The organism is Nocardia sp. NPDC050697, assembly GCF_040654395.1.
Lineage (GTDB): Bacteria > Actinomycetota > Actinomycetes > Mycobacteriales > Mycobacteriaceae > Nocardia.
In genome coordinates, this window is sequence record NZ_JBFAHY010000001.1 from 1,114,505 (window position 1) to 1,131,981 (window position 17,477).

At 72.5% G+C, this 17,477-nt stretch carries 20 protein-coding genes; 10 read left to right on the forward strand and 10 right to left on the reverse strand.

All coding sequences use genetic code 11. From position 1 onward, the window contains the following. Positions 1 to 197 precede the first annotated feature (197 nt). The 3 genes from AB0H71_RS05515 (at position 198) to AB0H71_RS05525 (ending at position 3,777) form a co-directional block, all read left to right on the forward strand. Positions 198 to 719 carry a hypothetical protein gene (locus tag AB0H71_RS05515; protein WP_357016177.1) on the forward strand — a complete coding sequence of 174 codons (522 nt, stop codon included), beginning with the start codon at positions 198 to 200 and terminating at the stop codon, positions 717 to 719. Positions 720 to 796: 77 nt separating this feature from the next. Then, on the forward strand, positions 797 to 2,491 hold the full coding sequence (locus AB0H71_RS05520) for a SulP family inorganic anion transporter (RefSeq protein WP_357015124.1): 1,695 nt from the start codon (positions 797 to 799) through the stop codon (positions 2,489 to 2,491). Beyond that, positions 2,488 to 3,777: a diacylglycerol kinase family protein gene (locus AB0H71_RS05525; protein ID WP_357015126.1), complete on the forward strand. Its 1,290-nt coding sequence runs from the start codon at positions 2,488 to 2,490 to the stop codon at positions 3,775 to 3,777. Before AB0H71_RS05520 ends, AB0H71_RS05525 begins: the two co-directional genes overlap by 4 nt. A 7-nt stretch (positions 3,778 to 3,784) precedes the next feature. Here AB0H71_RS05525 and AB0H71_RS05530 read toward each other — a convergent pair whose 3' ends face one another. Then, entirely contained in the window at positions 3,785 to 4,234 is a 450-nt protein-coding gene (locus tag AB0H71_RS05530; protein WP_357015127.1) for a MarR family transcriptional regulator, read from the reverse strand. 110 nt (positions 4,235 to 4,344) lie between these two features. Between AB0H71_RS05530 and AB0H71_RS05535 the strand changes: the two genes are divergently transcribed. From AB0H71_RS05535 to AB0H71_RS05545, 3 genes are all read left to right on the forward strand, one after another. Beyond that, positions 4,345 to 5,292: a superoxide dismutase gene (locus AB0H71_RS05535; protein WP_357015128.1), complete on the forward strand. Its 948-nt coding sequence runs from the start codon at positions 4,345 to 4,347 to the stop codon at positions 5,290 to 5,292. 51 nt (positions 5,293 to 5,343) lie between these two features. After that, a complete protein-coding gene (locus AB0H71_RS05540; RefSeq protein WP_357015130.1) occupies positions 5,344 to 6,201 on the forward strand; it encodes a 5-oxoprolinase subunit PxpA in 858 nt (285 codons plus the stop codon). Between the two features lie 85 nt (positions 6,202 to 6,286). After that, complete coding sequence (locus tag AB0H71_RS05545; protein WP_357015131.1) at positions 6,287 to 6,559, forward strand: GlsB/YeaQ/YmgE family stress response membrane protein; 273 nt, start codon at positions 6,287 to 6,289, stop codon at positions 6,557 to 6,559. 57 nt (positions 6,560 to 6,616) lie between these two features. Here AB0H71_RS05545 and AB0H71_RS05550 read toward each other — a convergent pair whose 3' ends face one another. Continuing rightward, complete coding sequence (locus tag AB0H71_RS05550) at positions 6,617 to 7,207, reverse strand: RDD family protein (RefSeq protein ID WP_357015133.1); 591 nt, start codon at positions 7,205 to 7,207, stop codon at positions 6,617 to 6,619. A 287-nt stretch (positions 7,208 to 7,494) separates the two neighbouring features. Here AB0H71_RS05550 and AB0H71_RS05555 point away from each other — a divergent pair, with 287 nt between their 5' ends. Next, entirely contained in the window at positions 7,495 to 8,769 is a 1,275-nt protein-coding gene (locus AB0H71_RS05555; protein ID WP_357015135.1) for an MATE family efflux transporter, read from the forward strand. Here the strand turns inward: AB0H71_RS05555 and AB0H71_RS05560 are convergent. The 5 genes from AB0H71_RS05560 to AB0H71_RS05580 form a co-directional block, all read right to left on the reverse strand. Further along, a complete protein-coding gene (locus AB0H71_RS05560; protein WP_357015136.1) occupies positions 8,754 to 9,338 on the reverse strand; it encodes a TetR/AcrR family transcriptional regulator in 585 nt (194 codons plus the stop codon). The two genes, AB0H71_RS05555 and AB0H71_RS05560, sit on opposite strands and share 16 nt — an antisense overlap. Next, on the reverse strand, positions 9,335 to 10,024 hold the full coding sequence (locus tag AB0H71_RS05565) for a hypothetical protein (protein WP_357015138.1): 690 nt from the start codon (positions 10,022 to 10,024) through the stop codon (positions 9,335 to 9,337). The genes AB0H71_RS05560 and AB0H71_RS05565 overlap by 4 nt, the downstream gene beginning before the upstream one ends. A 30-nt stretch (positions 10,025 to 10,054) precedes the next feature. Further along, the gene (locus AB0H71_RS05570; protein WP_357016180.1) at positions 10,055 to 11,317 is read right to left on the reverse strand and encodes an alpha/beta hydrolase-fold protein; all 1,263 of its coding nucleotides are present in this window, start codon (positions 11,315 to 11,317) and stop codon (positions 10,055 to 10,057) included. 51 nt (positions 11,318 to 11,368) lie between these two features. Next, positions 11,369 to 11,770 carry a VOC family protein gene (locus AB0H71_RS05575; RefSeq protein WP_357015140.1) on the reverse strand — a complete coding sequence of 134 codons (402 nt, stop codon included), beginning with the start codon at positions 11,768 to 11,770 and terminating at the stop codon, positions 11,369 to 11,371. 142 nt (positions 11,771 to 11,912) lie between these two features. Then, positions 11,913 to 12,422 (reverse strand): GNAT family N-acetyltransferase, encoded by a 510-nt coding sequence (locus AB0H71_RS05580; protein WP_357015141.1) that lies wholly within the window; start codon positions 12,420 to 12,422, stop codon positions 11,913 to 11,915. A gap of 41 nt (positions 12,423 to 12,463) precedes the next feature. On the opposite strand from AB0H71_RS05580, the gene AB0H71_RS05585 reads away from it, so the two are divergent. The 3 genes from AB0H71_RS05585 to AB0H71_RS05595 all read left to right on the forward strand — a co-directional run bounded on the left by AB0H71_RS05585 (position 12,464) and on the right by AB0H71_RS05595 (position 14,828). Then, positions 12,464 to 13,066: a class I SAM-dependent methyltransferase gene (locus AB0H71_RS05585; protein ID WP_357015143.1), complete on the forward strand. Its 603-nt coding sequence runs from the start codon at positions 12,464 to 12,466 to the stop codon at positions 13,064 to 13,066. Between the two features lie 95 nt (positions 13,067 to 13,161). Beyond that, the gene (locus AB0H71_RS05590) at positions 13,162 to 14,379 is read left to right on the forward strand and encodes an amidohydrolase family protein (protein ID WP_357015145.1); all 1,218 of its coding nucleotides are present in this window, start codon (positions 13,162 to 13,164) and stop codon (positions 14,377 to 14,379) included. Then, positions 14,379 to 14,828, forward strand: coding sequence for a hypothetical protein (locus AB0H71_RS05595; RefSeq protein ID WP_357016183.1), 450 nt, complete (start codon positions 14,379 to 14,381; stop codon positions 14,826 to 14,828). Before AB0H71_RS05590 ends, AB0H71_RS05595 begins: the two co-directional genes overlap by 1 nt. Here the strand turns inward: AB0H71_RS05595 and AB0H71_RS05600 are convergent. From AB0H71_RS05600 to AB0H71_RS05610, 3 genes are read right to left on the reverse strand one after another with little or no spacing between them, the layout of a single operon-like run. Then, entirely contained in the window at positions 14,815 to 15,420 is a 606-nt protein-coding gene (locus AB0H71_RS05600) for a TetR/AcrR family transcriptional regulator (RefSeq protein ID WP_357015147.1), read from the reverse strand. The two genes, AB0H71_RS05595 and AB0H71_RS05600, sit on opposite strands and share 14 nt — an antisense overlap. A 26-nt stretch (positions 15,421 to 15,446) precedes the next feature. Further along, entirely contained in the window at positions 15,447 to 16,217 is a 771-nt protein-coding gene (locus AB0H71_RS05605; RefSeq protein ID WP_357015149.1) for an SDR family NAD(P)-dependent oxidoreductase, read from the reverse strand. Between the two features lie 19 nt (positions 16,218 to 16,236). After that, on the reverse strand, positions 16,237 to 17,409 hold the full coding sequence (locus AB0H71_RS05610; RefSeq protein ID WP_357015151.1) for a thiolase family protein: 1,173 nt from the start codon (positions 17,407 to 17,409) through the stop codon (positions 16,237 to 16,239). Between the last annotated feature and the right edge of the window lie 68 nt (positions 17,410 to 17,477).

A 17,477-nucleotide genomic window follows, 5' to 3' on the forward strand; every position in this document is an offset into this window, starting at 1 on the left:
GCCTGCGCAGCCGCCCGCCGCGTCCGAGCCGCCCCCGCGGCTGCGCACCCGCCCGGGGATCGCTGACGAACTGGCCGCGGTCGCCGGGCGGCGGTGCTCACCCGTATCGGGTGATATCCGGGCAATCGCTCGACACCGCCCGCGCCCCGTAGTTCGCTGAGAGGACAGTGCCCTCGGAAGGAGCGTCCGTGAGCAAGCTGGCGCTGCTGCACCGTCCGCTGTTCGCCAGCGGGCTGCCGCTCGAGCGGGACCGGGCGGCGGCGCGGGTCAGCGCCTACGTCTACGGCAATGTGCTGATCCTGGCCGCGCTGATCCCGATCCCGGTCAGCCCGGGGCACGTCGGCATCCTGATCGTGGTCGGCGTCGCGCTCTCGACCTTCGTCGCGCACGCCTTCGCCGAGAGCATCGGGCAGGGCATCCGGGAGAACCGCACGCTGACCGCGGCCGATCGCCGGGCGGAGCTGCGCGACTCGCTGCCCATCCTGACCGCGGCGGTGCTGCCCTGCGCCGTCCTGGCCTGCGCCTGGCTCGGCTGGCTGGAGCCGCGCACCGCGCAGCTGCTCGCGGAGGGCACCGTGCTGGCCCGGATCGGCGGCACGGCATTCGTCGTCCGGCGGGTGGAGGGGCGGCGGCCGCAGCGGTCCACGCTGATCCAAGCGCTGCTCGTCACCGCGGTGGCGACCGCCGTGGTCGTGGTGAAGGTGATTCTCACGCACTAGTCACCCGCAACGGGTGAGGCGGGACGGGCGCGGGGCGCGGACACTTGGCGCAGCGCCGAGCAGGAAGGACCGACTCGATGAAGCCGATGTCGACGCTCGCCCGGCTGCCCGGCATCGCGACCGCGCGGCACTACCGCCGGGAGTGGCTGCGCGACGACATCACCGCCGGGCTGGTCCTGACCGCCCTGCTCATCCCCGCGGGGATGGGGTACGCCGAGGCCGCCGGGCTGCCCGCCTACACCGGGCTCTACGCCACCATCGTGCCGCTGCTCGCCTACGCGGTGTGCGGGCCGTCGCGCATTCTCGTCCTGGGGCCGGATTCGTCGCTGGCGCCGCTCATCGCGGCCGCCGTGCTCCCGCTGGCCGTCGCCGACGATCCGGAGAGCGCGATCGCGCTGGCCGGGGTGCTCGGGGTGCTGGTTGGGCTGATCCTGCTGCTCGGCGGGTTCCTGCGGCTCGGGTTCGTCACCGAGTTGCTCTCCAAGCCGATCCGGCTCGGCTACCTGAATGCCATCGCGCTGATCGTGCTGGTGGGGCAGGTGCCGAAGCTGCTCGGCTTCGACGGCGACGGCGACAATCTGCTCGGCGAGATCGCCGGGATCGGGCGCGCGCTCACCTCCGGCGCGGTGGATCCGCTCGCCGCGGCGGTCGGGATCGGGTCGCTGGTGGTGATCGTGGGGTTCCGGCTGGTGCTGCCCGCGGTGCCGGGCGTGCTGGTCGCGGTCGTCGGCGCGATCGCGCTCGCCGCGGCGGCGGGGCTGACCGACGATATCGGCATGGTGGGGGCGCTGCCGAGCGGTTTCCCGCTGCCGACGTTCGGCGGCGTCGACTGGGGCGAGGTCGGGCGGCTGGTCGGGCCCGCGGCGGGGATCGCGCTGATCGCGTTCGCCGACACCGGCGTGCTCTCCCGGACCTTCGCCGCCAGGCACGGCGCCGAGGTGAACGGCAATACCGAGATGAAGGCGATCGGCGTCGCCAATATCGCGGGCGGGCTCTTCGGCGGGTTCCCGATCTCGGCGAGCGGGTCGCGCACCCCGGTGGCCGAGCAGAGCGGGGCGCACACCCAGCTGGCCGGGGTGGTCGGCGCGGCCGCGGTGCTGCTGTTCGTGCTGGTCGCGCCCGGGGTGACCGCCTACCTGCCGGATGCGACGCTGGCCGCGGTGGTGATCGTGGCCGCGACCGCGCTGGTCGACATCCGCGGGCTGGTCCGGATGTGGCGGATGAGCAGGGTCGAGTTCGCGCTGGCCGCCGCGGCGCTGCTCGGGGTCGCGCTGGCCGGGGTGCTGCAGGGCATTCTGGTGGCGATCGGGCTGTCGTTCCTGGCGGTGGTGGCGCGCGCCTGGCAGCCCTACCGCACCGAGCTGGTGCGCACCCCGGCCCGCCCCGGCTTCCACGATGTCGAGCGCCACCCCGAGGGGCACCGCATTCCCGGGCTGGTGCTGGTCCGCTTCGACGCGCCGCTGTTCTTCGCCAATGGCGAGATCTTCGACTCCTACGTGCGCTCGGTCGTGGCGCGGGCGCCGGCGCCCGCCGAATGGGTGGTGGTGGCCGCCGAGCCGATCACCGGGATGGACACCACCGCCGTGGACGAGCTGGTCGACCTGGACCGCTTCCTGGCGAGCAAGGGGATTCGATTGGCATTCGCCGAGATGAAGGGGCCGATCAAGGATCGGCTCATCCGGTTCGGGGTCGGTGATCGGTTCGGGGACGGGCACTTCTACCCGACCGTGGAGGCGGCGGTCGAGGCGTTCGAGCGGCGGGCCGGATCATGAGCGCGCACCGGTGGTTCGCCCGCGCCGCGCTGCTCTGCGCGCTGGCCGCCGCGCTGACGCCGATCGCGGCCGCGGGGCTGCGCGGCGCGGTGCTGCTGCTGGCGGTCGGGGCAGGCGGGGTGGTGCTCACGGTGGCAGCGCTGTACTGGGCGCTCACCCGGCGCGGGGTGCTGCGCGCGGCGGCGGTGGGGGTGGCGGTGGTGGCGCCGCTCGTCGTGGTGGTGCTTTTCGTGGCGGCGCACCTGCTGTGGGTGGTGCTGCTGGCCGCCGGGTTCGCGGTGCTGGCGCTGCTGGCCGCGCGGGCGGCGCTGCGGCGGCCGCACTCCCCCGTGCTCGAGCATCTCGCGCCCGAGGCCGAGCATCCGTTCCTGATCATGAATCCGCGCTCCGGCGGCGGCAAGGTGACGAAGTTCGACCTGCCGCGGCGCGCCGCCGAGCTCGGTGCCGAGGTGGCCCTGCTGGACGGTCCGGAGCAGATCGACGTGGTCGCGCTCGCGCGGGCGGCCGTCGCGCGCGGCGCGGACCTGCTCGGCGTGGCCGGCGGCGACGGCACCCAGGCGCTGGTCGCCGGGGTGGCGGCCGAGCACGGGCTGCCGTTCCTGGTGATCAGCGCGGGCACCCGCAACCACTTCGCCATGGACCTGGGGCTGGACCGCGCCGACCCGGTCGCCGGGCTCACCGCGCTCACCGACGGCGTCGAGCTGCACGTCGACCTCGCCCGGATCAACGGCCGCCCCTTCGTCAACAATGCCTCGTTCGGCGTCTACGCCCAGATCGTCGAGGACCCGGCCTACCGCGACGACAAGACCCGCACCGTGCTCGCGCGCCTCCCCGACCTGCTCACCGGCCCCGGCCGGACCCGGCTGACCGCACGGCTGCCCGGCACCGAGATCGACGCCCCGCAGGCGATCCTGGTGAGCAACAACCCCTACGGCTCCAGCGACCTCGCCGGGCTGAGCCGCCGGGACCGCCTGGACGGCGGGGTGCTCGGCGTCGTCGCCGTGACGGTGTCCAGCACCCGCGCCGCGCTCGGGCTGCTGCGCCGCACCCGCACCAGGGGGCTGACCAGGGGGCTCGCCACCAGCGTTACCGTCGAGGCCGACGTGCCGCGCATCCCGGTCGGGGTGGACGGCGAATCGCTGCTGCTCGACACCCCGGTGCGCTGCACCATCGAGCCGGGCGCGCTGCGCGTGCGCGTCCCCGGCGTCCGGGTGCGGCGGCGTCCGGCCGAGCCGGCGGTGGACTGGGTCCGGCTGCTGGAGCTGGCCGGGCCGCGGCGCGGCTGACGCGGCGCTACGCCCCGGCCGCCCTCGTTGCATCGAACGCATCCGCGCAGCGAATGAGCAGCGACTGCAACAGCTCCCGCTCCTCGTCGGTGAAGGCCGCGCCGACGGCGCGCTCCACCCGCACCGCGCGCACATCCGCGTCGCGCATGACCGCTTCGCCGCGCTCGGTCAGCCGGGTCTCCAGCACATTGCGGTGCCACTCGTGCGGGCTGCGCTCGATGAGCCCGCGCTCCTGCAGGTTGGTGAGGATGGTGTTCATGGTGGGCGGGGTGACGCCGCAGAGCCGGGCGAGCGCGGCGGCGGAGATGCCGGGGTTCTCGGTGAGCGAGAGCAGGGCGGCGTACTGCGGGACGGTGACGCCCACCGGCTTCAGCGCGGCGTTCTTCGCCGTGGTCAGAGCCTGCTCGGCGCGCTTGATGTAGTGCCCGAGGCGCTCCGTGGTCGGCATGGACGTCATGCACGCATGGTATCCGCCCACCCTTCCGTCAGACCATTGACGATTATTAGACCTCTAACTTACCTTAGTGCTCGTTCTTCTATTCGACTTCACACAGTGAGGGAGGGGCCATGCTGCCCGCTCGTCTCCGTCTGCCCGTCGCCGCCGCTTTCGCCCTGGTCACGGTCGCCTGCGGAAGCCCGGACACGGTCGGCACCGCGTACACGCTGCCCGGTGACCGCGTCTACCCGGAGGGGATCGCCGCCGACCCCCGTACCGGCGACACCTACGTCGGCTCGTACGCCACCGGCGCGATCTACCGCGCCACCCCGGATGCCACCGAGGCCGAGGTCTTCCTGCCCGCGGGCGCCGACGGCCGCGCCACCGCCAACGGGCTGAAGGTCGACCCCGCCGGGCGGCTCTGGGTCACCGACTCCACCGCGGGCGTCACGGTCTACGACATCGCGACCCGCCGCCCGCTCGCCCGCTTCACCGTGCCCGGCTCGGCCCCGCGCTTCGTCAACGACCTCGCCATCACCCCGGACGGCACCGCCTACCTGACCGACTCGGTGCGCGGCGGCGTCTACCGCGTCACCCCAGACCAGCTCGCGGCCGCCGGAACATCCGAGCTCACGGTGCAATTCGACCTCAGCGGCCGGCTCGCGCCGCGCCCGGCGGACAAGCTGAGCCTGAACGGCATCGTCACCGACGGGCGCTACCTGCTCGTCGTGGACATGGTCCCCGGCGAGCTGTACCGGATCGCGCTGGACACCGGCGAGATCCGCAAGGTCGCGCTGCACGGCGGCGACGTCACCAACGGCGACGGGCTGGAGCTGCGGGACGGCACCCTGTGGGTGGTGCAGAACACGACCGACACCATCAGCCGGTGGACGCTCGGTGACGACGGGGCCAGCGCGACCAAGTCCGGGGAGATCACCGATGCCGCGCTGCACATTCCGACCACGATGGCGCGGGTCGGTGACCGGATGCTGGTCGTGGCGTCGCAGTTCGACAAGGGTGGGCCGATGGGGCCGGGCGAGCCGTCCCGGTTCGAGGTCGTCGCGGTGCACGGAATCTGAGCGGCCGACCTTGCCGGGCGGGCGGGAACTACCGAGCTGTATACCTGGAGCATGCGGGTGCATCTGGACACCGATATCGGCGAGGGCTTCGGCGTGTGGGGCGACCACGACGAGTCCGCGCTCATGGCCCAGGTCTCGGCGGCCAATATCGCCTGCGGCTTCCACGCCGGCGACCCCGACATCCTGCGCCGCACCACCGCGCTCGCCGCGGAGCTCGGCGTCTCGATCGGCGCGCAGGTCTCGTATCGGGACCTGGCCGGGTTCGGCCGCCGCTTCATCGATGTCGCCCGCCCGACGCTGGTGAACGAGATCGTCTACCAGATCGGCGCGCTCCAGGCCTTCGCCCGCATCGCGGGCACCGCGGTGACCTACGTGAAGGCGCACGGCGCGCTCTACAACGTGGCCGCGGAGCACGTCGAGCAGGCCGGCGCCATCGTGGAGGCGGTGGAGCTGGTCGATCCCGGGCTGGCGCTGCTGTGCCAGTACGGGACCGAGGTGTGGAACCGGGCCCGCGAGCGCGGCATCGCGACGATCCCGGAGGTTTTCGTCGATCGCGGGTACACCGCCGCCGGTCGGCTGGTCTCGCGGCAGCACCCGGATGCGCTCGTCACCGACGTGTCCGAGGCCGCCGGGCGTGCGCTGCGCATGGTGACCGAGCGCCGGGTGCTTTCGGTCGACGGCGAGACGGTGGCCGTCGCGCCGGACGACGCCGCCGCGCTCGCGCTCTGCGTGCACAGCGACACCCCCGGCGCGCTGGAGATGGCGACGGCCACCGGCGAAGTCCTGCGCGCGAACGGTTACGTCCCGGAGCCGATCGCGCGCTCCGATCACCGTCACCCGGCAGTTCGGCGAGGCCCGGACTCGGTCCGCGATCACCGCACTTCGAATTCACCGAATCGGGGTGATTGAGCTCCGGAACCCCGGGTATGCCGCGAACTGGACGGGGCGCGTATGAGGGCGCGCACCAACAGTTTCGGAAAGAACGGAGAGTGCCATGCTCGGTCTCGGAATCCTGGGTTGGATCATCATCGGCGGCCTGGCGGGCTGGATCGCCAGCAAGATCGCGAAGACCGATGCCCAGCAGGGCATCCTGCTCAATATCGTCGTCGGCGTCATCGGCGGCCTGCTCGGCGGGTTCATCCTGAAGCTGTTCGGTGTCGACGTCGAGGGCGGTGGGCTGTGGTTCAGCTTCTTCACCTGCCTCGGTGGCGCCGTCATCCTGCTGTTCCTGGTCAACCTGGTCACCGGGCGTCGCGCGGTGCGGTAACGCGCGCGTCCCCGAAACGGCCCGGAGCCTCGGCTCCGGGCCGTTTCGCGTTCTGCCTCAGGGCCGTTTGCTCAGATCCACCCGACCGGGAAGCGTCATCAGCAGATCCTTCTTCAGCTCGATCTTCCGCCGCGGCGCCCGCACCACGCGGCTCCCCGACGCCAGGTCGTGCAGGGCGCGCCGCCGCCCGGGGAGCATCGCGAGCACCAGGCTGACGAGCGAGGCGAAGACCCCGGCCAGGGCGATCCCGTCGAGGAGCTCCGATTCGGGGTATGAGCCGGCGAGCGACATGAAGACGAAGGGGAGAAAGATGATCAGCATGCGAGCCGTCGCCGGTCCCGGGGCCAATCGCGGCCGAGCCCACTCCCCCGCGGGTACGACCCGCAACCCCAGCAGCCCCTTGCCCAGTGTCTGACCGTCGCGGCGCATCAGCAGGAACACCTCGAGCCCCACGTAGGCGAGGAAATAGCAGAGCCAGGCGCCGAGGCCGAGCACGACATCCTCGGAGGCTTCGCCTGCCACGACCGCCACCGGAACGACCACCAGCCCGACCGGTATCGCCACCGCGAAGGTGAGGAGCAGGCAGAAGGCGAGATCGAGGATCCTGGCGGCGAGACGCCGGAAGAACGGGGCGGGTTCGTGGGTCATGCGATCTTTCCGGGTCGGCGGCGAACAACCCGCCGAGTATGCCAGCGCCGCTCCGGCGGCTGGGTCGGCCGAACGTGGGACACTCCCGGACCCGACGGTCCGGAAAGCCCATACAGTGCAGAGCCACGAACAGACCGGATGAGCCGACAACGCGGGTAGCGCTCGCCGACGACGACATCCTCCTGCGCGAGGGCTTGGCCAGCCTGATGACCACCGCGGGGTTCGAGGTGATCGGCCAGGCGGCCGACGCCGGCCGGCGGAGGACCGGGCGGCAGTAGGGTTCCCGCATGGGGAGGGTTCGCGCGGTCATCGATATCGCGGTGCCGGTGGTGCTCACGTCGGCGACGACGATGGTGCTCGCGGCGACCGACACCGCACTGCTCGGCCACTACGGCACCGAAGCGCTCGGCACCGTGGCGCTGGTGCTGCCGATGTGGATCGTGGCCACCGCGCTGGTGATCCCGTTCGGGTCGGCCACGCAGGTCGTGGTCGCGCGGCTGCACGGCGCCGGGGACACCGCGGGCATCCGGGCGCTCGCGCGGGCCGGATCGCGCGCTACGGCGGTGATCGGCGCGGTGGTCGCGCTGGGCGCGGGGGTGGTGGCGCCGCTGCTGGTGCGGGCCACCGCACCGGAGGGGCTGGATCGTGGGCAGGCGACGCTCGTGCTCTGGATCCTGCTGTGCGGCTTGCCGTGCACCGCCGTCACCGCGCACCTGCGCGGGGTACTCGGCGGCACCGGCGACACCCGCACCGGCGCGCGCAATGCCGTGGCGGTGGCGGTACTGAACCTGGCGCTGGCCGCCGTCCTGATCTTCCCCGCCGGACTCGGCCCGATCGGCTCCGCGCTCGGCTCCACCGCCGCGCTCGCCGCCGGGACCGCCGGGCTCACGCACAGCGCGCGGACCCTGCTGCGGGACACCGGGCGAGCACCGCTGCGGGCGTGGCTCGAGGTGGCCGTGCCGGACGTGGGATTCGGCCTGGTCAGCTACGGCGGGGACGCCGTGATCGCGGTGCTGGCGGCCGGCGCGGGGGCGGTGAGCCTGGCCGCGCACCGGACGGTGAGCGTCGCGGTGTCGCTGGTGTGGATGTTCGTGTTCGGGATCGGCGTCGCCATGGCGGTGCTCGTCGGGCACAGTATCGGCGCCGACGACCCCGATGAGCGCCGCGCGGTGGTGCGCGCGGGGGCGATGGTCATGCTGGTCACCGCGTGCGGCACCGCGATCGTGCTGGCCGCGGCGTCGCCGCTGGTCTTCGCGGTACTCTCCGGTGATCCGGCGGTGAGCTCGGCGGCGCGCGGGGTGGTGTGGGCGCTGCCGGTGCTCGCGCCGATCATGGCGGTGAGCATGATCTATGCCGCGCAGTTGCGGGCGGCCGGGGACACCCGCGGCGTGCTGTACGCCTCGCTCTTCTCGGTCGTGGTGGTGGCCCTGCCCGCGGTGTGGGCGCTGAGCGCGGTGGCGGGGCTCGCCGGGGTCTACGCGGGAATCGTCGCGGGGTGGATCGCGCGCACCGGCGCCACCGTGCTGCGCTGGCGGCGGCAAACCCGCTACGCCGTGCCGTAGCGGCGCAGGGTGTCATCGACGCAGCGGGTGACGATGTCGTCGCCGAGCGCTTCTCCGGTCACCAGGACGCGGAAGTAGAGCGGCGCGACCAGGCTCTCCACGACAACGCGCGGGTCGGCCTCCGCGCGCAGCAGGCCCGCGGCGCGGGCGCGCTCGACGATGGGCCGGGTCTGCTCGAAGCGGTGGTCCCAGAACGCCCGGCGGGCGGCGGCGAGCTCGGGGTCGGCGGCGAGCGCGGCGACGGTGGTGAGCAGCCGGGTGATGGCGGGGGCGGCGATGAGATCGCGGACCTGTTCGGCCAGCAGCCGCAGGTCCTCCCGCACCGAACCGGTGTCGGGCGGCGGATTCCCGGCGGCGGCGAGCCCGGTGAGCGCATCGGCGATGAGCGCGGTGCGCGACCCCCAGCGCCGGTAGATCGTGGTCTCCGCGACACCGGCCCTGGCGGCGACCCGGCCCAGGGTCAGCTCGGCGAGCCCGTGCTCGAGCAGCTCGTCCAGGGTGGCCGCGATGACGGCGTCGCGGACCCGGGCGCTGCGCCCGCCCGGACGCCTGCGCGGCGGCTCCGTCACGCCGCCGCCTCGATCCAGTTGGCGAACTCGCAGGCCAGGTGCCAGCGGTGCCCGGCGACCATGGTGGGCAGCGTCGGCAGCGGGAACTCCACGGTGAGGCGGGCGTGGAACCCGGCGCCGGTATCGCGGAACTGGTGCCGCACGCCCCCGATGGGGGTGTCGTCGGCGGCGCGGGCGACACCGGCGATCTGGTGCGGGAACTCCGGGTCGGGGGTGGTGACCAGGCTCGCGAGATCCTCGTAGTCGATGACGAAGCGCGCGGCGAGCGGGCTGCCGCCGGTGGTCTCCAGCACCTCCTGACCGGCCGGGCCGGAGCGGATCAGGAAGTGGTCGGGGCAGGCTCGCAGCATGGCCACCTCGTCGGAGGAGCCGGTGGCGTGCCGGAACCACGCCACGAACTCCGTCGCCGAACCCCGGTCGACGTGCAGCTCGGTCACGCTGCGCCGGCGTCGCGGGCTCACCCGCGCCTGCGTGCGGGCCAGCCGGTCGGCCCAGCGGATATCGCGGGCCAGCCGCCCGCGGATCTCGTCCGCGCCGAGCTCCAGTTTGAGCTGGACGAAAGCCTCGGGCCCGGACGCGGTGACGCCCAGTTTGCGGGCCGCGGCGGCGATCCGGCGCGATTCCCAGGCGCGCACCTCCTCCCGGCTCCGCCGCTGTCCGCCGATCGTCGCGATGATGCCGGGCATGCCAACTCCTTAAAGCCAGTGTTTCTAGCTTTAAGGATACCTCACGATGCCGAGCCGCTGGGCGAGCCAGGGCAGCACCTGCTCGAGCACCCCCGACCACACCGTCCAGTCGTGCCCGCCCGGCACCTCCAGGAACCGGACCCGCGCACCCCCGGCGCGCAGCGCGTCGGCGATTTTCTTCGCCTCCGGCACGGTGTCGTCGTCGGCGGCGCCGACCGAGACCACCCCGGCGAGCTCCGGGTAGCCGCGGGCGCGCAGCAGGGCGAGCGGGTCGGCGCGGGCGAAGGCGGCGGTGTCGCCGCCGAACCCCTCGCGCAGCGTGCGCTCGGGATCGCCGAGGCTGGGCTGGGATTCCGCGGACATGCCGAGGAAGGTCGGATACACCCCGGGCCGGGCGAGCGCGAGCTGGATCGCGCAGGTGCCGCCGTAGGAGGAGCCCGCGATGGCCCAGCCGCCGGCGTCGTCGGCGACGGTCAGGTGGGTGTGGATCCAGGCGGGGACGTCGACCGCGAGGTAGGTGGCGGCGCGGGCCCGGCGGGTGTCGGCGCAGAGCGGGTTCTTCCAGGTCCCGCCGGTGCCGTCGGCGACGACGACCACGGGGGCGAGGCCGTGGTGGCGGGCGGCGAAGCCGTCCATGGTGGCGACCAGGTTGCCGGAGGTGAGCCAGTCGTCCGGGGAGCCGGGCTGTCCGGAGAGCAGCACCAGCACCGGCAGCCGCGGGCGCGGCACCGCGAAGTAGGCGGGCGGCAGGTAGATCTCGGCGGGCCTGGCCTGGAAGCCCGATTCGGCGCCGGGGATGCGGGCGCGGGTGATCCGCCCCGCGGCGGGCAGCCCGGGCGGCGGCTGCCAGCTCCGGTCGAGCGGCCCGGGGCCGAGCTCCGCGACCGGGGCGGGGCGCAGATCGCGGAACGCGATCTCGTTCGGGGCGTGCGGTTCGAAGACCGAGCGCAGGGTGGGGTAGGCGGCGAAGTCGGCATTGACCTGGTTCGCGCAGGCGGCGATCACCAGCAGCGCGATCAGCACCCCGAGCGGGCGCCGCCCGGCGACGGCGAGCAGCGCGGCGAAGACCGCGACCCCGATCGAGCAGTAGGTGCGCGGCTCCAGCGGGTCCGGGAACAGCACGAACACGTCGGTGGCCAGCCAGGCCGCGGTCGCGGTCACCGCACCGGCCGCGACCAGGCAGGCGGTGATCGGCCGCGGCCCGCTGTGCGCCAGCAGCCAGATCAGCCCGGTGAGTGCCGACACCGCGAGCAGCGCCGGCACCGCACCGTCGAGCAGCGCGAGATCAAGCATCACCTGGTCAGCGGGGTTTCCGAGCAGCGCGTCACCCGCCGAAGACTACCGTCAGCCCAGGACGGGGTACCCCTCGTAGCGGGCGGTGAGGGCCTCGAGGTGGTGCCCGGACGGGTCGTCGAAGTAGACGCCGCGCCCGCCGTGGTTGGTGTTGATCTCCCCCGGCCTGCTCTGCCGCGGGTCGGCCCAGTAGGTGACGCCGCGGTCGCGCAGCTGCGCCATGACCCGGTCGAAGGTCTCGTCGTTCACGAGAAAGGCGTAGTGCTGGCCGGGGAAGTCGATGGGTGGCTCGGCGAAGTCGAAGACCCGGCCGTCGGTGAGCCGCACCTCGACGAAGAATCCGGACTCCCGCGGCTCGGGCAGCCCGAAGACCTCGGTGAAGAACCGCGCGGACTCGTGCTTGTCCCTGGCGGCGACGATGGTGTGGTCGAAACGCACGTCGGATTGTGACATGAAGGGCTCCTGGTTTCCGTGGATGGTGCGATGCGCCTCTCGACGGAACTCGGTGGGCCGCGGGCCCGCCCCGGGGTCAGGGGGCGGCCGGGAACCCATCTCGCTCACGGCACGAAGCCGACCCGGCAGTCACGGGTCGACCTTAACAGAGCCGGAACCCGGCGGGCCAGCTGTACTCGAACTCGGGGAGGTCGAAGCCCTGCTCGAAATGGGCTGTGCCGGTGGCGGTCCTGGTGCCGCCGTGGCGTTCGTAGAAGGCGATGGCCGGGGTATTCGCCTGGAGCACCTCGAGGTGGACGGCGCGGCCCGGGTGGTCGGTGGCGGCCCAGTCGAGGACGGTGGCGAGCAGCGCGGTGCCGATGCCGCCGCGGGTGCGGCCGGGTGCGGCGTGCAGGTTGTCGAGTAGCACGCGGCCGTCGGGTACCGGTGTCGCGTAGCCGAAGCCGAGCAGGTCGGCGCCGTCCTCGGCGACGAACAGGCCGGGTGGCACCGCCGCGGCGCAGCGCTCGGTCCAGACCGCGAGCCGGTCGGCGAGCAGGTCGCCGTCCAGGAACTCGCTCGGCATCATCCCGGCGTACGCCTTGCGCCAGCTCGCGGCGTGCAGCGCGGCGATCGCCGCCACATCGCCGGAGCGGGCTCCCCTGATCAGCACCCGGCAAGTATGCCGGGTCCTCTCCGGGACACACTGGGAGCATGGACCCGCGAATCCCCAGCAAGTGGGAAGAGATCACCGCCGCCGACCCGACGCACTCCCCGCGCTACATCGAGCGCTTCCGCAGGCTCGCGGCGAGCGGGGCCGACATCGTCGGCGAGGCCCGGCTGATCGACGCCATGCTGCCGCGCGGGTCCCGGGTGCTGGACGCGGGGTGCGGGCCGGGGCGGGTCGGCGGATACCTGCACACCGTCGGCCACACGGTGGTGGGCGTCGATGTGGATCCGGTGCTGATCGCGGCCGCCGAAACCGATTACCCCGGCCCGACCTGGCTGGTCGGCGACCTCGCCGAACTGGACGTCCCCGGCGAGTTCGACATCGTGGTGTGCGCGGGCAATGTGCTCACCTTCGTGGCGCCGCCGACCAGGACCGCGGTACTCGCCGGCTTCGCCGCGCGGCTGGCGCCTGGCGGGCGCGCGGTCGTCGGCTTCGGCGCGGGCCGCGACTACGCCTTCGACGATTTCCTCGCCGACGCGGCGGCGAGCGGCCCCTCCCCCGACCTCCTGCTCTCGACCTGGGACCTGCGCCCCTTCGGCCCGGACTCGGACTTCCTGGTCGCCGTCCTCTCGCGCAGCGCATCCTGACCGCGAACCGGGGCCGCCCTTGCCACCGCATTTACCGATAGGTATACAGTATGTAGTACTGGCACATCGGCGGCCCACCCGCGGAAGGACGCGATATGACGAAGCTGGACTACCTGGCCATCGACGTGGACAACCACTACTACGAACCACTCGACGCCTTCACCCGGCACCTCCCCAAGGAGTTCAAGACCCGCGGCGTGCAGATGGTCACCAGCGGCAGGCGCACGCTGGCGGTGATGGGCGAGAAGGTCAACCACTTCGTCCCCAACCCGACCTTCGACCCGATCGTCGAACCCGGCTGCCTGGACCTGCTGTTCCGCGGCGAAATTCCGGAGGGCGTCGACCCGGGCTCGCTCATGAAGCTCGACCGGCTGCCCGACCACCCGGAGTACCAGAACCGCGACGAGCGGATCAAGACCCTGGACCGGCAGAAGCTGGAGACGGTCTTCATGCTGCCCACCTTCGCCTGCGGCGTGGAAGAGGCGCTCAAGCACGACATTCCGGCCACCATGGCCTCGGTGCACGCGTTCAACCTCTGGCTGGACGAGGACTGGGGTTTCCACCGCCCGGACGGCCGCATCGTCAGCGCGCCGATCATCTCGCTCGCCGACCCCGATGGCGCCATCGCCGAGGTCGAGTTCGTGCTGGAGCGCGGCGCCAAGATGGTGCTGGTGCGGCCCGCTCCGGTGCCGGGCGCGGTGAAGCCGCGCTCGCTCGGCGACCCGCTGCACGATCCGGTCTGGGCCCGGCTCGCCGAGGCCGGGGTGCCGGTCGGCTTCCACCTCTCCGACAGCGGCTACCTGGCCATCGCGGCGCTGTGGGGCGGGAAGGGCACCTTCGAGGGGTTCGGCAAGAAGGACCCGCTCGACCAGATCCTGCTCGACGACCGCGCCATCCACGACACCATGGCCTCGATGATCGTGCACCAGGTCTTCACCCGGCACCCGAACCTCAAGGTGGCCAGCATCGAGAACGGCTCGTACTTCGTCTACCGGCTGATCAAGCGGCTCAAGAAGGCCGCCAACACCGCGCCCTACCACTTCGTCGAGGACCCGGTGGAGCAGCTGAAGAACAACGTCTGGATCGCGCCCTACTACGAGGACGACGTCAAGCTGCTGGCCGCGACCATCGGCGTGGACAAGGTGCTCTTCGGCTCGGACTGGCCGCACGGCGAGGGGCTGGCCGACCCCACCACCTTCACCGCCGACATCCCGCAGTTCCCGGAGTTCTCCTACGAGGACACCCGGCGGGTCATGCGGGAGAACGCGCTCGAGCTGCTCGGGTCGCGGGTGCCGACGGGTTCGCCGAGCTGATCGGCGATGCCCTCGGCGTCACCTTCGACGAGATCGTCTGCGAGCCCGAGTACGCGGCGACCACCGCGGACGTCGATCTGGGCTCCTGGCGCATCGACGCGGGGTGTGTGGCGGGTATCGCCACCAGCTGGCACGGCCGGGCCGGTGGGCGCAGCGTCGTGGAGCTGCGCACCGTCTGGCGCAAAGGGCAGACGCTGCAACCGGATTGGCCGATCGATACCGGGCATCGGGTCGTCGTGGACGGCCGCCCGCGGATCAGCCTGCGGTTGGACGTCGCTCCGCCGCCGGACTTCCGCGGGACCACGATGAGCGACTTCATGCGGCTGCCGATGATCCTGACGGCAATGCCCGCGGTGAACGCCATCCCGCAGGTGATCGCCGCGCAGCCGGGCATCGTCACCTACGCCGACCTTCTCCCGCTCCCCCGGGGCCTGGTCACTGTTTCCTGACCCATCCCGGACCGGACCCGCGCGCGGTGAGGAAGTCGTCGACGATGCGGGCACACTGCTCGGGCCCGGCCCCGCCGAAGCCGACGAGTTTGGCGAAGACGATGGGCCCGAAGAGCTGGGCCAGAGCGACATCGGGATCGCAGCCCGCGAGCGCCCGCCGCCCCTCGGCACTGCCGAGCAGCTCGTCGAAGGGGCGGCGGTACTGCTCGATGATCCGATTGCGCAGCGACCCCGCCTCCTCGGACCCGTCGCCGGAGATGGCGACCCAGGTCAGCGCCGCGAGGTGCAGCGGCACCGTGTCGATCACCTCGGCCTGCCGCTGGACCAGGTCGAGCAGCCGGTCGCGCAGGGTGCCGGTGCTCGGCGCGGGGGCGACCACGGGCGCCAGCAGCTGGCCGAGCGCGGCCGCCTGCAGCTCCTTGATGCTGTGGAAATGCCGGTAGACGGTGGTGCGGGCGACCCGCGAGGAGCGGGTCACCGCCTCCACCGTGACCGCGTGCACCCCACCGGATTCCACCAGCGCGGTGGCCGCGGCCAGCAGCCGCGCGCGGGAACGCGAGCGGCGCGGGTCGTCTCCCCCATCGGGTGTCATGGCCACCTCCGCGCCGCTCGAGCCCGTTACTTCGGCTGGAACCGCTGCCCGCCGTCGATCCGGATCACTTCACCGTTGATGTACGGATTCTCCAGCAGGTGCTGGGCCAGGAAAGCGTACTCGTCCGGCTTGCCGAGCCGCTTCGGGAAGGGGACGGTGGCGGCGAACTTGGCCAGCCCCTCCTCGCCGATGAGCTCCATGATCGGGGTGTGCATGGTGCCGGGGGCGATGCTGTTGACCCGGATCTTGGTCGCGCTCAGATCCCTGGCCCCGGTCAGCGTCAGCCCGATCACCGCGCCCTTGGCCGCGGAGTAGGCGGCCTGGCCGATCTGGCCCTCGTACCCGGCGATGGAGCTGGTCATGACGATGGCGCCGCGTTCCTCGCGCTCGTCCAATTCCTGGGTGGCGATCTTCGCCGCGACCAGCCGCAGCACATTGAAGGTGCCGGTCAGGTACAGCGAGATGGTGTCGGTGAACCCCTTCAGCGTGTGCGGCGAGCCGTCGCGGTTGACGACCTTCTCCAGCACGCCGAAGCCGCCGTGCGCGATCACCGAGTAGCGCAGCGTGCCCAGCTCGCCCGCCGCGGTGATGGCGGCCGCGACCGAGTCCTCGTCCAGCACGTCGGTGCGCACGTAGACGGCCCGCTCGCCGAGTTCGTCGGCGAGCAGTTTGGCCTTGTCGTCGGCGACATCGGCGATGACGACCGCGGCACCCGCGGCGTGCAGGCGGCGCACGGTGGCCGCGCCTAATCCCCCGGCGCCGCCGGTGACCAGGGCAACCGTTCCTTCGAAAGACACTGTGTTTCCTCTCGTTCGATCAGACTTCGATGACGACGGCGCCACCCTGGCCACCGCCTGCGCACATGGCCGCGACCCCGATGCCGCCGCCGCGGCGGCGCAGCTCGTAGATCAGCGTGGTGATCATCCGGGCACCGGAGGCCGCGATGGGGTGGCCGAGGCTGCATCCGCTGCCGGAGAAATTCACCAGCTCCTCGTCCAGCCCGTGCTCGCGGACCGCCGCGATCGGGACCGAGGCGAAGGCCTCGTTGATCTCCCACAGCGCCACATCCGACGGCTTCAGCCCGGCCCGGTCGAGCACCTTGCCGATCACCTTCACCGCCCCGAACCCGGTATCGGCCGGAGTCACCGCGGCATTGGCCCAGGCGCGGACCCGGGCCAGCACCGCGAGGTTCTCCGCCTCGGCGTACTCGCGGGCAGTGAGCGCCACGGCCGCGGCGGCATCGTTGATCCCACTGCTGTTGCCCGCGGTGACCGAGAAGCCCTCGATCTCGGGGTGCAGCACCTTGAGCTGGGCGAGCTTCTCCGCGGTGGTGTCGCGGCGCGGGTGCTCGTCCACGGTGAAGTTCAGGACGCTGCCGTCCGGCTGCTCGACCTTCAGCGGCACGATCTCGTCGCGGAACTTGCCCGCGTCGATGGCCGCGATGGCGCGCTGGTGTGAGCGGGCCGCCCAGGCGTCCTGCTCTTCGCGGGAGATCCCCGCCTTGCGCGCGGTGTTCCAGCCGACGGTGATCGCCATGTCCAGGGTGGGCGCGTCCGGGGTCTCGGGGTGCGAGGGCGGCATCCAGCCGTCCTGGAACTCGGCGGTGCCGGGGATGCGCCAGCGCGACACCGGGTTGGTGGAGAGCGACTGCACGCCGCCCGCCACGATCACCCGCTCCGCACCGACGCCGATGTGGGCCGCGCCATTGGCGATGGCGGTCAGGCTGCCCGCGCAGTGCCGGTTCACCGCCTGCCCCGGCACCGAGGTGAGGCCGGTGGCGATGGCGGCATAGCGGGCCAGATCGCCGCCGCCGTAGTGCGATTCGGCGAAGATCACGTCGTCCACGGCCGCCGGGTCGAGCCCGGCGCGGCGGATCACCTCGGGCAGGATGGTGGTCGCCAGCGTTTCGCTCGGCACGTTCACCAGCGTTCCCTTGAACGACCGTCCGATCGCGGTCCGTACCGCTCCGACGATGACGGGCTCGGCCATATCTCTCAACCCCTGGGGTGTCGGGCCGCGCCGCTGCGGCGCGGTTCGTTGTCGTAATGCCAATAGTA

Coding starts and splice junctions, on each gene's coding strand:
- AB0H71_RS05520 (WP_357015124.1), top strand. CDS start 797: ATGAAGCCGATGTCGACGCTCGCCCGGCTGCCCGGCATCGCGACCGCG.
- AB0H71_RS05525 (WP_357015126.1), top strand. CDS start 2,488: ATGAGCGCGCACCGGTGGTTCGCCCGCGCCGCGCTGCTCTGCGCGCTG.
- AB0H71_RS05530 (WP_357015127.1), bottom strand. CDS start 4,234: ATGACGTCCATGCCGACCACGGAGCGCCTCGGGCACTACATCAAGCGC.
- AB0H71_RS05535 (WP_357015128.1), top strand. CDS start 4,345: ATGCTGCCCGCTCGTCTCCGTCTGCCCGTCGCCGCCGCTTTCGCCCTG.
- AB0H71_RS05540 (WP_357015130.1), top strand. CDS start 5,344: ATGCGGGTGCATCTGGACACCGATATCGGCGAGGGCTTCGGCGTGTGG.
- AB0H71_RS05545 (WP_357015131.1), top strand. CDS start 6,287: ATGCTCGGTCTCGGAATCCTGGGTTGGATCATCATCGGCGGCCTGGCG.
- AB0H71_RS05550 (WP_357015133.1), bottom strand. CDS start 7,207: ATGACCCACGAACCCGCCCCGTTCTTCCGGCGTCTCGCCGCCAGGATC.
- AB0H71_RS05555 (WP_357015135.1), top strand. CDS start 7,495: ATGGGGAGGGTTCGCGCGGTCATCGATATCGCGGTGCCGGTGGTGCTC.
- AB0H71_RS05565 (WP_357015138.1), bottom strand. CDS start 10,024: ATGCCCGGCATCATCGCGACGATCGGCGGACAGCGGCGGAGCCGGGAG.
- AB0H71_RS05570 (WP_357016180.1), bottom strand. CDS start 11,317: ATGCTTGATCTCGCGCTGCTCGACGGTGCGGTGCCGGCGCTGCTCGCG.
- AB0H71_RS05575 (WP_357015140.1), bottom strand. CDS start 11,770: ATGTCACAATCCGACGTGCGTTTCGACCACACCATCGTCGCCGCCAGG.
- AB0H71_RS05585 (WP_357015143.1), top strand. CDS start 12,464: ATGGACCCGCGAATCCCCAGCAAGTGGGAAGAGATCACCGCCGCCGAC.
- AB0H71_RS05590 (WP_357015145.1), top strand. CDS start 13,162: ATGACGAAGCTGGACTACCTGGCCATCGACGTGGACAACCACTACTAC.
- AB0H71_RS05600 (WP_357015147.1), bottom strand. CDS start 15,420: ATGACACCCGATGGGGGAGACGACCCGCGCCGCTCGCGTTCCCGCGCG.
- AB0H71_RS05610 (WP_357015151.1), bottom strand. CDS start 17,409: ATGGCCGAGCCCGTCATCGTCGGAGCGGTACGGACCGCGATCGGACGG.